The 12,447-nt window shown below is 50.2% G+C and carries 13 protein-coding genes and 1 pseudogene; 9 read left to right on the top strand and 5 right to left on the bottom strand.

Annotation, left to right across the window (positions count from 1 at the left end; genetic code table 11):
- The first annotated feature begins 173 nt into the window (after positions 1-173).
- Positions 174-1,325 carry an exonuclease SbcCD subunit D gene (locus VXK30_RS14530; RefSeq protein WP_275713597.1) on the top strand — a complete coding sequence of 384 codons (1,152 nt, stop codon included), beginning with the start codon at positions 174-176 and terminating at the stop codon, positions 1,323-1,325.
- Positions 1,322-4,519, top strand: a complete 3,198-nt coding sequence (locus VXK30_RS14525) for an AAA family ATPase (RefSeq protein ID WP_275713598.1) — start codon at positions 1,322-1,324, stop codon at positions 4,517-4,519. Before VXK30_RS14530 ends, VXK30_RS14525 begins: the two co-directional genes overlap by 4 nt.
- 49 nt (positions 4,520-4,568) lie before the next feature.
- On the opposite strand, the pseudogene VXK30_RS14520 reads toward VXK30_RS14525, so the two are convergent.
- The 4 genes and pseudogenes from VXK30_RS14520 to VXK30_RS14505 all read right to left on the bottom strand — a co-directional run.
- Positions 4,569-5,234, bottom strand: a pseudogene (locus VXK30_RS14520) (DNA/RNA non-specific endonuclease); the annotation flags it as partial.
- Positions 5,231-5,644 (bottom strand): ribonuclease Z, encoded by a 414-nt coding sequence (locus tag VXK30_RS14515; protein WP_275713599.1) that lies wholly within the window; start codon positions 5,642-5,644, stop codon positions 5,231-5,233. The pseudogene VXK30_RS14520 and the gene VXK30_RS14515, both read right to left, overlap by 4 nt.
- 10 nt (positions 5,645-5,654) lie before the next feature.
- Positions 5,655-6,590 carry a 3'-5' exoribonuclease YhaM family protein gene (locus tag VXK30_RS14510; protein WP_329493624.1) on the bottom strand — a complete coding sequence of 312 codons (936 nt, stop codon included), beginning with the start codon at positions 6,588-6,590 and terminating at the stop codon, positions 5,655-5,657.
- A 66-nt stretch (positions 6,591-6,656) separates the two neighbouring features.
- Positions 6,657-7,049 (bottom strand): HIRAN domain-containing protein, encoded by a 393-nt coding sequence (locus VXK30_RS14505; RefSeq protein ID WP_275713601.1) that lies wholly within the window; start codon positions 7,047-7,049, stop codon positions 6,657-6,659.
- A gap of 241 nt (positions 7,050-7,290) precedes the next feature.
- On the opposite strand from VXK30_RS14505, the gene VXK30_RS14500 reads away from it, so the two are divergent.
- The 7 genes from VXK30_RS14500 to VXK30_RS14470 all read left to right on the top strand — a co-directional run bounded on the left by VXK30_RS14500 (position 7,291) and on the right by VXK30_RS14470 (position 11,617).
- The gene (locus tag VXK30_RS14500) at positions 7,291-7,665 is read left to right on the top strand and encodes a CFI-box-CTERM domain-containing protein (protein WP_275713602.1); all 375 of its coding nucleotides are present in this window, start codon (positions 7,291-7,293) and stop codon (positions 7,663-7,665) included.
- Between the two features lie 21 nt (positions 7,666-7,686).
- Complete coding sequence (locus VXK30_RS14495; RefSeq protein WP_275713603.1) at positions 7,687-8,706, top strand: helix-turn-helix transcriptional regulator; 1,020 nt, start codon at positions 7,687-7,689, stop codon at positions 8,704-8,706.
- Positions 8,703-8,894, top strand: coding sequence for a hypothetical protein (locus VXK30_RS14490; RefSeq protein ID WP_040660330.1), 192 nt, complete (start codon positions 8,703-8,705; stop codon positions 8,892-8,894). Before VXK30_RS14495 ends, VXK30_RS14490 begins: the two co-directional genes overlap by 4 nt.
- A gap of 114 nt (positions 8,895-9,008) precedes the next feature.
- On the top strand, positions 9,009-9,761 hold the full coding sequence (locus tag VXK30_RS14485) for a hypothetical protein (protein ID WP_275713604.1): 753 nt from the start codon (positions 9,009-9,011) through the stop codon (positions 9,759-9,761).
- Between the two features lie 40 nt (positions 9,762-9,801).
- Positions 9,802-9,927 carry a hypothetical protein gene (locus tag VXK30_RS14480; RefSeq protein ID WP_275713605.1) on the top strand — a complete coding sequence of 42 codons (126 nt, stop codon included), beginning with the start codon at positions 9,802-9,804 and terminating at the stop codon, positions 9,925-9,927.
- An 80-nt stretch (positions 9,928-10,007) separates the two neighbouring features.
- The gene (locus VXK30_RS14475; RefSeq protein WP_275713606.1) at positions 10,008-11,405 is read left to right on the top strand and encodes a DUF6884 domain-containing protein; all 1,398 of its coding nucleotides are present in this window, start codon (positions 10,008-10,010) and stop codon (positions 11,403-11,405) included.
- 11 nt (positions 11,406-11,416) lie between these two features.
- Positions 11,417-11,617, top strand: coding sequence for a hypothetical protein (locus VXK30_RS14470; protein ID WP_275713607.1), 201 nt, complete (start codon positions 11,417-11,419; stop codon positions 11,615-11,617).
- A 92-nt stretch (positions 11,618-11,709) separates the two neighbouring features.
- Here VXK30_RS14470 and VXK30_RS14465 read toward each other — a convergent pair whose 3' ends face one another.
- A complete protein-coding gene (locus VXK30_RS14465) occupies positions 11,710-12,426 on the bottom strand; it encodes a hypothetical protein (protein ID WP_275713608.1) in 717 nt (238 codons plus the stop codon).
- Positions 12,427-12,447 lie beyond the last annotated feature (21 nt).

Raw genomic sequence — 12,447 nt, 5'->3', positions numbered from 1 at the left:
AAAAAATTTGAATTTGTTTTTGCTTATGACATGTGCAATCTTGTAAATGCGCGACTCCTATCTTTATACCGAAGAATTCTACAGCACATTTGAACCTCTCATTATGTTTATTTGGTAGTAGATTAAAGCTTTCCCCACAGCAGAGCTGTCAACGAGGAAAAGGATGGTGCTGGATGAAACTGCTTCATCTGTCGGATCTGCATATAGGTCTGAAGCTCTTTAACCGCGACTTATATGAGGATCAATCTTACATTTTGGGACAAGTCATTGAAATTGCCGTAAAAGAACAGCCTGACGCGATTGTAGTTGCTGGGGACATTTATGACAAAGCAATCCCTTCCGCCGAGGCAGTAGAGGTTTTCGACCAGTTTATCTCACACCTGGTGCAGGCCGTTCCGAATGCCGAGATCATGCTCATCAGCGGCAATCATGACAGTGCACCGAGGGTCAATGTGTTTCGAAATATCCTTCAGCGTCAGAAGATCCATATGATCGGGATGCCGCCCCAGATGCCGGAGGAACAGATCGAGAAAGTGGTACTGCAGGACGAATATGGTGATGTAAACTTCTACCTGCTTCCCTTTGTCAAGCCGTCCATGATCAGACCCATCGTCGGCAGCGATGAAAACGGAAATAACCTGTCCTACAACGATGCGATCCATAAGCTGATCCAGCACGAACAGATTGACTCCAATGCCCGGAATGTTCTGGTAAGCCATCAGTTTTATCTTCCTGCCTCAACGGACCCCAACAGTGTGGAACGCATGGATTCTGAGGTTCGCACCGTGGGCAATATCGACGCGGTAAAGGCGGATATTCTGGAACGATTCGACTATGCGGCACTGGGGCATATCCACAAGCCGATGAAGGTCGGCAGCGAGTTTTATCGCTACTGCGGTACGCCGCTTGCATGTTCGGTCAGCGAAGCGGGGCAGCAAAAGGGCATTATAATGGTGAATCTGGAGGAAAAGGGTAAGGTAAAAACAGACGTTCTTCCACTCATCCCCCTCCGGCAGGTGCGGGTCATCACTGGCACCTTACAAGAAGTGCTGATGCAAAGCTGCGGCGATTATGTGACCGTGATCCTCACCGACAAGGTGGACTTTGACATCTTTGATATGCAGGACAAGATCCGCTATGCGTTTCCAAATCTTCTGGAAATCCGGCGGGAAAGCCTTCGGAAAGCAGACTATACTGCGGTATATTCCGCAGACGAGGAGTTGGATGCGTTTGCGCTGTGTAATTCCTTCTTAAAAGATTTGGACGCCAACGAGCAGGCGCTTCTCCGGGATGTGATCAACACCGTGCAGGAGGTGCAGGCATGAGACCAATCACATTGACGATGCAGGCCTTTGGCTCCTATGGCAAAAAGACGAGCATCGACTTTACAAAGCCCAATCAAAACCTATTTTTGATCACCGGCGACACCGGCGCAGGCAAAACCACCATTTTTGACGCCATCGTATTTGCACTCTATGGAGAGGCCAGCTCCAACAGCAACAAAAAGGACGGGGCCGAGCTGCAAAGTCAATTCGTGGATTACGGCACGGAACCTTTTGTGGAGCTAACTTTTTCCGAGCTGACCGGCGGTACTGCGCTGCTCTATACAGTTCGCCGTGTGCCACGGCACATCCGCACACTGAAAAAAGGAGACGGCCTCAAGGACGAAAAAGAAACCGTGTCCCTGACCATGCCCGACGGCATGGAGTATTCCCAGAATCAAAAGGAGACAGACGGTAAGCTGGAGGAAATCGTAGGCCTGTCCAAAGAGCAGTTTATGCAGATTGCTATGATTGCACAGGGTGAGTTCATGGAATTGCTCCGTGCGGATTCCAATAAGAAAAAGGAGATCTTTCGGAAGCTCTTCAACACGGGACTGTTTCAGAATGTTGTGGACGAGCTCGGAAGACGTCGCAAGGATAAGATGGCCGAGATCGCGCAGATCCGCACTGTCTGCCAGACGGAAGTGGCACACATTGTTGTCCCGGAGAATTTTGAACACGCGGAGCAGCTTTCGGAATTAAAGCGGCAGATCTGCACGTCCGAGCACCTGAATGTGGCGGAAATGGAGAGCCTTTTGTGCGACTTGCAGAGCCTTTGCGCGTTGCTGGAAAAGGGCAAAGGCGCTGCAAAGACAGCGTTTGATGAGGCCGGCAAGGTTCGGGATACAAAGCGGGACGCATATAACAATGCCAAGACGCTGCTGGGTTCCTTCGCGCAGATGGAGAAGGCGCAAAAGGAACTGTCAGAATGTGCCGCGGCTGAAAAGGAAATGGACGAGGCAACCCGGTTAATCGCCGCCATCAATGCCAGCTACGAGATTAAAGCCGAGTACCAGAGATTTACAGATGCGGATCAGGCCGCCGCCAAAACAGAAAAAGAACTGTCCGAGCAACGAGAAACGCTGCCCCGCTTGGTGGAAGCGTATGCAAAGGCGGAAGCGGACGAAAAAGCGGCGAAGCTGGCGCAGGTTCAGGAGACTGAAACATTTACAAAAATTTCCCAGCAGGTAAAGAGGGCTCTGGAGGTCTTTGCGAAGCTCCACGCCGCAGAGACCGATCTAAAATCTAAGCAGACTGCTCTTTCGAAGGCGGAGGAAACCGCAAAGTCGGCGCAGGACACTCTGACCGCCTTTGAAACACAGGAGCAGCAGTGGCGCAGGCAGACGGAAGAGCTTGCCAACGCCGGGGAGTTGCTGGCTCTTTGGAATGTCAAAAACAGCGAAGCGGACAACATTGACGCAGAGATTGCCTCCGCAAAGGAACTGCAATCTGCGGTCAAAGCACAGATCAAAAAGGCAGAGCAGACGAAGAAAAAATATGAGCAGGCCCGTCAGAGCTTTGCGGAGAAGAACGCGGAATACGTGGAAAAGCAGATGACTTTTCTGGATGCGCAGGCCGGATTCCTTGCAAAGGAAAAGCTGAAACCAGGTGAACCCTGCCCTGTCTGCGGCTCAAAAGAGCATCCGCAGCCCTGCCGCTTGTCGGAGGAGCATCGGGATCTGACCCGTGAGATCATCGACGCGCTGGCAAAAGAGGTGGAGGAACTCCAGCAGGAGCAGACCGAAGCATCCACCGCTTCCGGCTCTGCGGCGGATATGCTGGCTGAAAAGCAGGGCACGCTCTCTGACGCGCTGGCAAAGCTCCGTGCTCGTATGGTAAAAAGCATTTCGGACGTACCGGAAGAACTGACCCCAGAACAAGCGGCAGCACTGCTTTCTAAACGGAAATCGGAACTTGAGGCGGAGGGCGCTGCCCTTCAAAAAAATGCGGAGATGCTCAGCAGCGTTCAGGAATCCCTGAAGGGAGCCAACGAAAAAAAGAAGACGCTGAAAGCGGCAGCTGACACGGCAACGGAGCAGTTATCCGCTGCAAAGGTGACGTTTGCTGCCACGCAGGAGACGCTCAACGGGCTTCAGGCGCAAAAGGTGTACCCTGCCGAGAAAGATGCAAATCTCGCCCTTGCGCAAGCTACCACGACAAAAGAAGCGGCGGACGCCGCCTATGACGTCGCTCATGCTTCCGCGCAATCCGCGAAAACGGCGAAGGAGACCGCTGAAACTCTGATCAAGCGCTATGATAAGGAGCTTCCAGCTCAGAAGGAAGAACGCGCTAAGCGCATGGAAGCCTATCAAAAAATTCTTGCAGAAAAGGCTCTGTCAGAAGCGAACTGGAAGGCCGTCACGGAGCAACACGAAAAATCGGAGGCAGCCGCCCTGCAGGAAACAATCACGGCGCACGGAACGAAGAAAGCGACTGCAGAGGGCGCTTTTGCTGCGGCCAAGGCTGCTATTGGGGATGCAGCGAAGCCGGAGCTGGAGAATTTGGAAGCTGCTCAAAAAGCAGCCGAAGACGCATTGGAAGTGACTCGGGCTGCGTTGGAGCAGCTGAAAGAATCCTATCGGGTCAATCACGGCGCTTATCTGGCGCTTGCTCCAAAGATGGAGGAGCGAGGCCGAATCACGCAGGAATACACCAAAATTGACAGCCTCTATAACCGTCTGGCCGGAAAAGTGACAGGTGCCAGAATGGACCTTGAGACCTTTGTGCAGCGTTATCATTTGCAGAGAATCCTCTATGCGGCCAACGAGCGCTTTCAGGATATGTCAGCCGGGCAGTATGAGCTGCGCATGATCGGAGATGATCAGGCCGGAGAAGGCAAAAACAGAGGCCTCGACCTGATGGTGTATTCCACGGTCACCGGCAAAGAGCGAGAAGTCCGGACGCTCTCCGGCGGAGAATCCTTCATGGCGGCCCTCTCCCTTGCCCTTGGAATGGCGGATCAAATCCAGGTGAGCTCTGCCTCCATCAACCTCGATATGATGTTCATTGACGAGGGCTTCGGCGCGCTGGACGATCACTCCAGAGATCAGGCGGTCAAGGTGCTGCAACGGATGGCAGCCGGCTCAAAGTTGATTGGCATCATCTCTCATGTTTCGGAGTTGAAGCAGGAGATCGAGGATCAGCTGATCGTCAGCAAGGATGAGGACGGCAGTCGTGTAAAATGGGTGATCAGCTGACAATTTGTCAGCGGTTATTTCAATTTGATTCTCCAGCGGTGCTACTTTCGGCCAGCGTGCTTTCTCCGGTGGCATAGTCGATGTTAACGCCGGGCTGGACGTTGTAGCAGAAGACGCAAAAACATATGCCCTCGCCCTTATCCTCAACCGATTCCGCTTCCATCAATACACCGGAAGCCACAAGGTTATCACCATCGAATATGGGCGTCACGCGATAAAGTACATGGTTGTCCGTTTCCTTTATGTAGTCCGCCACCATGTTCTCAAAAGGCAGCATACCATCGACATTCAGATAGCGTGTGCCGGTGATCAGATTCTTTTTATTCGCGTTTTCCGCGGTGAGCTGATAGCCGATTAAATGGCACCTGTTATAGAGATATTTGCCGTCGACGCAATCGTACTTGACCGTATGCCAGCCCGTGGGCTTTATCTGTCCGATCGAGCCGCGCTCCTTCGTGGGCATCGTGTCCGTGGAAACGCTGGCATAGGCGACTCCACAGCGGCCAAGGCCGTCAAGCTCGCTGTAGGTTTCAAAGGATGTTGTCGTCAGATCGGTATCGGAAAAATACGGCTGATTGTCATTGACGTTGACATATGCGCTGCCGGAATAATCTGGAATTGAGTCTAAGGAGAAGGAGCTTTCTGCGGAGCAGGCGGACAGAAGCAGCCCGATCGCCAGAAACAGCGGGAGCAACGCGCGAATGGACTTTTTCATCGTGTATAGATCTCCTCTGTAATTTTATCGTGAGAAGATCCGGCAAAGTCCTCCGTATGGACGAGCTTCCACCCGCCTTCGGCCAAATCAACAGAGAAAGTTTGATCCGCCGGATACCGCCGGTTCCAGCGGTACAGGATAATTTTTTCGGCCCACCGCAGGTAAGGGGTGACATCGCAATCCTCAACCAAGCAGTATTCGCCGTCTCCAGCCTCAGACATGAAGTTGTCATCCACGTTGATCTGCGGTGCATCGTTCTCCGAGAACTGCTTTGCGGAATAATGGTTCATCCAAAGCTTTCCGTCCTTCGTAGCCTCCAGGATATGTTCTCTTAGAACTCGATCCTGACTCTGCCTGCGATGATTGAACATCATCCCCATGTTGTCGTCTACACATACAATTATTATCATTGATTTCCCTCTAATTATGGTGGTAGATCCTACGATCCAACGCAAAGATTCTCCTGCTGAATTCCCCGGCAGGAACTTCCTCCAGCGTTTCGCGGTAGATCTCCATGTGGCTGTCAATCATATCAATATACGATAACAGCTCCCCCTCGGCGCACATCGGCTGAACGGCGGCACCGAACTCTGGCTCCCCGTGATGCGACAAAAAGAGGTGCTGGAGCAGCACCGATTTTTCCTCCGGCACATGTAGCTCAGCAGCGACATTGGCTACTTCGTAAGCACCCATTACGAGATGCCCCAGCAGTTGCCCTTTCATGGAATAATCCGTGACAAGCCCAAGCTGCGACGTTGTGAACTCCTCGCATTTCGCGAAATCGTGGAGCAGAGTTCCGGCGAGCAGCAGACTGCGGTCGATTACCGATTCGTATAGTCCGGCCAGAAAATCGGCAGTCTTAAGCATATACGTCATGTGCATCAAAAGCCCGTTTAGAAAACTGTGGTGAATGCTTTTGGCCGCGGGGATGCTTTTGACTCTCTCACCGTATTTGTCAAGCATCTCCTTACAGACTGATCTGTAATCCCGATCCTCAATTGTATCGACGGTTTCCAGCAACTTTCGCCAGGTTGCCTCGACGTCGATCGGCGCCGTGGGTACCAGGTCACCAACGCTGTATTGGTCGTTAGTGTCGGCCAAGCACAAACGATCCACCGTTATCTGCAATGTGCCCTTAAACTCGGATACAGTCCCGCGGATTTTCACCACTGCCCCTGTATCCTTCGGCGTCACTGGACCGGTATAATCCCAAATCTGCGCATCGATCGTGCCCGTACAGTCGGACAAGACCATGCTCAGGAACGGTTTCCCACTCATTGTTGTTTTTGCAAACGCATCCTGCAGCAAAAAAAATCCTTCGAACTGATCACCGATGCTCATATCTTTGATGTACATGACTTTACCTCTATTTGTTTTTAATACGCAGATAATCATACCACACATTGGGTACTTCAGACTATCTTAGAATCCGATTTTGGCTTTCAGCATACCGATATTCCGTGGCTCTGCCTGCATTGTGTTCGGGTCGATATCCGGTGCGTCCTTTTTCTCAACCTCCTCTTTCGGCACAACAATTGCAATCACGCTGGAATGCGTGATGAACATCACTTGCGCATATGCGTAGTCTTCAAGTTTGTCATAGAGCCTGCCGGCGCTGCAGGTACCGGCGAAAACGGTTCCCACGCTGTTGGCCACATAGCCGATCGTATCGATGAACGGAAGCTCGACACGAATCGCTTCCGGGTCGTGCGGGTTATCAGGCTCCTTGACCAATTTAACAAGGCGATTAATCTTATACGGGTTCATGCCGAGATAGTGGTTCATGCCGGTGATCGTGACAAAGTAGTTTTCCATGACGCGGACTCCTTTCATAGATGCTTTTTATTACACCTACATCATGCGGCAAATACTGTCCAATAATCAGGACTGTTTAGGGGAACGGGGAAAAAGGCACAGATTTTTACAATTTTGGTTGTCATACAAATTCAATTATGATATCCTGATGTTGTCCTGAGTATTGGACACCACTTTCATTATGCTTACAACATAACAACAACATAACCGAAAGCATAATGAATGAAGGAAGGCAATCCACATGTCGGATGATTACGGATATTTTGGAAAAGGCATCGATGGATATGTGCAATACATGCAGACTTTTAACGAGGTCAAAAAAGGCGGGGGCGGCGGCCCAAAAAAGAACGGCTGCTACATTGCAACCGCCGTCTATGGGTCTTATGACTGCCCGGAAGTATGGACGCTGCGCCGCCTCCGCGACTACAGGCTGAAGCGGACAGCGCCCGGACGCGCTTTCGTCCACTGCTACTATGCAGTCAGCCCCACCTTGGTCAAATGGTTCGGTGGCCTCAATTGGCTGAAACGGCTTATTCGCCGCCACCTTGACCACTTTGTAACCAGCCTGAAAACCGCAGGCGTGGAGGACACGCCCTACAACGACCCTGAAAATTAGCATTTATGGGAGGCGTTCCATATGGCTCGATCAGAGCGTCAAAAGTTAAAACTGCTCTATCTGCGTGATTACCTGCTGCGGAATACGGACGAGCAGCATCCCGTAACGATGAAGCAAATTATTGCCTACCTTGACCAGAACGACATCACGGCAGAACGCAAAAGCATCTATACCGATATTGAACTGCTTCGGACATATGGTATGGACATTATCCAGGAGTCGGGCAATTATTGCGTCGGAAGCCGATATTTTGAGCTGCCGGAGCTGAAGCTTCTTGTTGACAGCGTTCAGTCCTCAAAATTTATTACATACAAGAAAACCGGCTCTCTGATTAAAAAGATCGAAGAAATGGCCAGCATCTATGAAGCCCAACTGCTCAACCGTCAGGTCTATGTTACAAATCGAATCAAGAGCATGAACGAGTCCATCTATTATAACGTGGATGAAATCCATAACGGGATAGCTCATAACAGAAAAATCCGATTTCACTATTTCGAATACGACATTGCTAAAAAACGCATATTCCGAAAAAGCGGGGATTTTTATGAAGTAAGCCCCTATGCGCTCTCCTGGGACGACGAGAACTATTACATGGTCGCCTTTGATTCAGATGCTGAAATCATTAAGCACTACCGCGTGGACAAGATGGCAGATATCTCGATAACGGACCAGGAACGCGACGGAAAAGAACATTTTGAATCTCTGGATATGGGTACCTATGCCAAGAAAGTATTCGGCATGTTCTCCGGTGAGCAGCGTTCCGTCAGGTTGAAGGTCGCAAACCATCTGGTGGGGGCAATTCTGGACAGATTCGGGAAAGACGTTTCCATTGTACCCGATGGGGATGATCACTTCACCGTATCGGTTGATGTTATTGTCAGCCCGCAGTTTTTCGGGTGGATCAGTGGATTTGGGCCAGATATAGTTATCACGGCGCCGGATGCCGTAGTTGAACACATGCGGAAGCACATCAGTGCGATCAATGAGCAATATTTGAATACCCTGTGTGGCAGATGCAGCCTTGATAGGAGAGGAACATGAAAACGTGTAAAAAGTGCGGCAAGCCGCTGCCGGATAGTTATAGAAGCAAATTGTGTGAAAGCTGTATTGGCAAAAGAGCTCAAGTCCTAAAGAACTCGGGGAAGGCTGTGCTTAGCGTTGCCGTAATGGTGGGCGGCACCGTGGTGGCCATAGCTACAAAAGGCAAAATCAATCCCACCAAAAAGTAAATCAGGCTTCATTTACATCGGGCGCAAAAAGTAATTGTCCGAAAAAAGAGTGATTTTGCATTTCATTACGAACTCTATGGGGAATGTAGACTTGTAATGAAAGAAGGAGCATCCATGAAGGAGTTATACAGACGACTATACAATGATTTTTACACATTCCCGGAGTTTGACAGCTGCGCTCACTTTGTATCCATGTGCGGTGAATTATATGACAAAGGAACACGGCGCTTCATGCTGATTGGTCGCTCGACAAACGGTTGGGGTACACTGAATACGGCATCAGAAACCGCGTTTGGAGGAGCGGCTCAGGCGGAGTTTGACGACCATAAGCGCTGGAATTGGGTCGAGTCGATAGGCGGAACACTGTACAGCACCCACGATCAGGACAAATCAGACTTGACAAAACGATATTGCATCGACAAAAAGCCGTACTGGGACTATGCAAAAGCAATCTGGTTGCAGTTACCGGGGAACGTACAGAGTAATGATATTTGGATGGAAAGCATAGCATGGTCAAATCTTTACAAGGTATCCCCTAAAAATAGTGGGAATCCGAGTCCAAAGATTCAACAAATTCAGCTTGCCACCTGCAAAGAGATTTTGAAGCACGAGTTGGAAAAATACAGGCCTTCACACATTCTCATGATTACCGGCTTCGACTGGTTTTTTCCATTTGCTGACCTGTTTGAGAATGTGAAGGACTCAGGCAATCGCAATGTTCTCCGTGGAGTAAACAAAAATGCGGTTTATGTAGAAGGAACTGCCACATATGGGGATGCAAAAGTAGTTATAAACTGCCGCCCCGAATGGAGGGACAAAGCGGCGTTTGTTTCGGCTGCGCTTTTGGCGTTTGAAGTGGTTGTATGAAGACAGAGTGGCAGGAGCGGTTTAGGACTATGAGGATGCGATGAGCGATTACATCGATGTCTGGTTCCCCTATGAGGAGCCAAAGGTATTCGCCCGTGAACTGACAATGCGCGACTGGGAGCCAGGCGGTGTCGTTTATGAGGGACTGCATGGATCAGGTGAGTGAGATCCATCAGAAGTTTACCCGGCCTTACCACAGCTTATTTTTGACATATGTAAATCACTTGTGACTGGAGACCAAAGACAATGACAATTGCGCTGATATCCTGCAGCAAGGAAAAGAAGCCGTACCCATGCGAGGCGCGTGAGCTTTACTCCGCAAGCGCGCTCTTTTCCCTATCGTATCAATATGCCATGGAGAACGCTGATAAGGTTTTCATTCTTTCCGCAAAATATGGCCTCGTGTCGGAGAACAAGGTGATTGCGCCATACGATCAAACGCTGAATGATATGCCCCGCAAACAGCAGCTCGAATGGGCGCACGCGGTTCTGACGATGCTTGCACATGAGTGTAGCATGGAATATGACGACTTTATCCTTCTCGCTGGCAGTCATTATTGCCGGGATATCCAGAACCATCTGCCGCATTGTAGTCTACCGTTGGCAGGAATGCGTATGGGTGAGCGGATGGCCTTTTTGAAATCGCAGCTACATACCAAGGAATCCGCCCGGCAACCGGATTCCCAATGGGCGCAGACAAATTGGGTCACCAGCAGCAGTGAGGTTTCTCTATGCGTGCGTCTCCATGCGCTGTTTCAAAAGTTGCCGCGATATACATGGGAACAAATCCAGTTGCTCCCGTTTGACAATGGTATCTATATTGTCTACGAAGCGGGCGAACTCTACCACGGCATGGACAGAATCGTTCGCGTCGGTACGCATACTTCCCCAAACAGGCTCATACGGCGGCTGACAGACCACTTTGTGCGGGAAAACCACAATGGCAGCATTTTTCGCAAAAACATTGGAAAGGCCGTGCTGAACGCGCATCACGATCCATATCTGCCCGTATGGACTTTGGACACTTCGAAACCGGAAAACTACAAATATATTGATCCCATAAAGAACGCCGACACGGAGCAGCGCGTCAGCGATTATATGCGCGGCCATCTGACCTTTACGGCGTTCCCCGTTCCGGATAAAGGTCAGCGTCTGCGGTTAGAAGAAGCGATCATTTCAACCCTGAACCATACGAGCGATTTCGGGCCCGGAGAAAAATGGCCGGGGAAATACAGCCCCGAAACAGAGATCTGCACCAGCGGCCTATGGCTGAAGCAGGGACTGGATGCGGAAGGCCTGACGGAATCGGAATTCGCATTGCTTCAAAGACTCTGCGGGCTAACCGTGACAGCAGAGCCCGAACGATCACACACTCCAGTTCAGAAAGCTCAATCGTCGCTCGGAAAATATGAACCTCTCTACCGCTACCTCTGCACACAATCAAGCGACACCGTCACGCTTTCATTCTCGGAGCTGGAGAAAGTCCTTGGGTTTGCGCTTCCCAAAAGCGCTGGAACCTATACTATGTGGTGGAACCCCGGCGGTTCACATACGCAGTGTCAATCCTGGGTGCAAGCGGGATATAAAGCAGTAAATGTCCAACAGGGAATCCTAAACAAGCAAATGACCTTCATGAAGATTTGAGGAGATGCAACATGATAGACTGGAACGGAAACGGAAAAATCGACCCAGTCGATATTGGTATTTCGATTGCTGCCACGCAGAGCGAAACTGATGATAACGAGTGCGGCAACGCAGATGCTGCGGCGACCCCCCATCCCGAAACGAACTCATTTTCACAATTTAAGACGCTATTGAAATCCTTATTATTTCGCAGTAATCAGAAACACGGTTAGGCATTTAATGCCTTTCTCCCCATGATAGCAGATGACAGATACTGCAACCTAATTCAAGCGGCCAACCGATACTGCATCGGCTGGCCGTTCGGTTATTCTGTATCTCCTTCAAGTTTGTGCTTCAAGTCAAGGATTTTTTGGAGCATATTCCTGTAGTCATGCCGCATCTCATACAAGACCGCAGACGCGACGCTCTCCTTGCTTTCACCTGTTGCTGCCGACCATGTTTCCACAAACCATGTCATCAACTCAACCCGCTCGGAATCATTAAGATTATCGACTTCATCATTGCTCTCAAAAAGGGATGGGTTCTCTTCCCTGTACTGCTCCAAAAGAGCGGTAAGGTCTGGCCTGTTGCGCAGAATTGACTCAAAGATCTCGTTCTTGTCGGCAATCTCTTCAAAATAAAGGATGAAAATGTGTATCCGGAGTCTCCCATCATCGTTCGTCTGAAAAGTAATAGAATGGGACTTGTCGGCGAATTCTTTCAGAAGGTTCAGATCGTCACGATCACAAAACTCGGCAAACGGCAGAAGCAGATCTATTGTGGCCTCCCATTTCTCGTAGTTTACAACTCCGCGGACTTTGCCGCCCCAGCGTTGCGCAAGCTCGTCTGACCGTTGAAGCAAATATTCGTAGTTTTCTTTATCAGCGGGAACAACCACCTTGGGAATGACCTGCATTGCATCAGCGTATGCCGCGATGAACCCTCCATCAGTGGCAATCTCAAATATCGCGGATGCGGTGTCATTTCCATCTTGCTGACGATGTTCTTCCTCATAGTCACGCTCAAATACGATGTTTTCCATTATTCCCTCCGAACATCACTT

It is taken from the genome of Caproiciproducens sp. CPB-2, assembly GCF_036287215.1.
GTDB lineage: Bacteria > Bacillota > Clostridia > Oscillospirales > Acutalibacteraceae > Caproiciproducens.
The sequence above is the reverse complement of the archived record's forward strand: the minus strand, read 5'-3'. Positions and strand labels throughout refer to the sequence as shown.

Bases quoted from the DNA above. Each gene is read 5' to 3' on its own strand.
- VXK30_RS14530 (WP_275713597.1), top strand. From the start codon at position 174: ATGAAACTGCTTCATCTGTCGGATCTGCATATAGGTCTGAAGCTCTTT.
- VXK30_RS14525 (WP_275713598.1), top strand. From the start codon at position 1,322: ATGAGACCAATCACATTGACGATGCAGGCCTTTGGCTCCTATGGCAAA.
- VXK30_RS14515 (WP_275713599.1), bottom strand. From the start codon at position 5,644: ATGATAATAATTGTATGTGTAGACGACAACATGGGGATGATGTTCAAT.
- VXK30_RS14510 (WP_329493624.1), bottom strand. From the start codon at position 6,590: ATGTACATCAAAGATATGAGCATCGGTGATCAGTTCGAAGGATTTTTT.
- VXK30_RS14505 (WP_275713601.1), bottom strand. From the start codon at position 7,049: ATGGAAAACTACTTTGTCACGATCACCGGCATGAACCACTATCTCGGC.
- VXK30_RS14500 (WP_275713602.1), top strand. From the start codon at position 7,291: ATGTCGGATGATTACGGATATTTTGGAAAAGGCATCGATGGATATGTG.
- VXK30_RS14495 (WP_275713603.1), top strand. From the start codon at position 7,687: ATGGCTCGATCAGAGCGTCAAAAGTTAAAACTGCTCTATCTGCGTGAT.
- VXK30_RS14490 (WP_040660330.1), top strand. From the start codon at position 8,703: ATGAAAACGTGTAAAAAGTGCGGCAAGCCGCTGCCGGATAGTTATAGA.
- VXK30_RS14485 (WP_275713604.1), top strand. From the start codon at position 9,009: ATGAAGGAGTTATACAGACGACTATACAATGATTTTTACACATTCCCG.
- VXK30_RS14480 (WP_275713605.1), top strand. From the start codon at position 9,802: ATGAGCGATTACATCGATGTCTGGTTCCCCTATGAGGAGCCAAAGGTA.
- VXK30_RS14475 (WP_275713606.1), top strand. From the start codon at position 10,008: ATGACAATTGCGCTGATATCCTGCAGCAAGGAAAAGAAGCCGTACCCA.
- VXK30_RS14470 (WP_275713607.1), top strand. From the start codon at position 11,417: ATGATAGACTGGAACGGAAACGGAAAAATCGACCCAGTCGATATTGGT.
- VXK30_RS14465 (WP_275713608.1), bottom strand. From the start codon at position 12,426: ATGGAAAACATCGTATTTGAGCGTGACTATGAGGAAGAACATCGTCAG.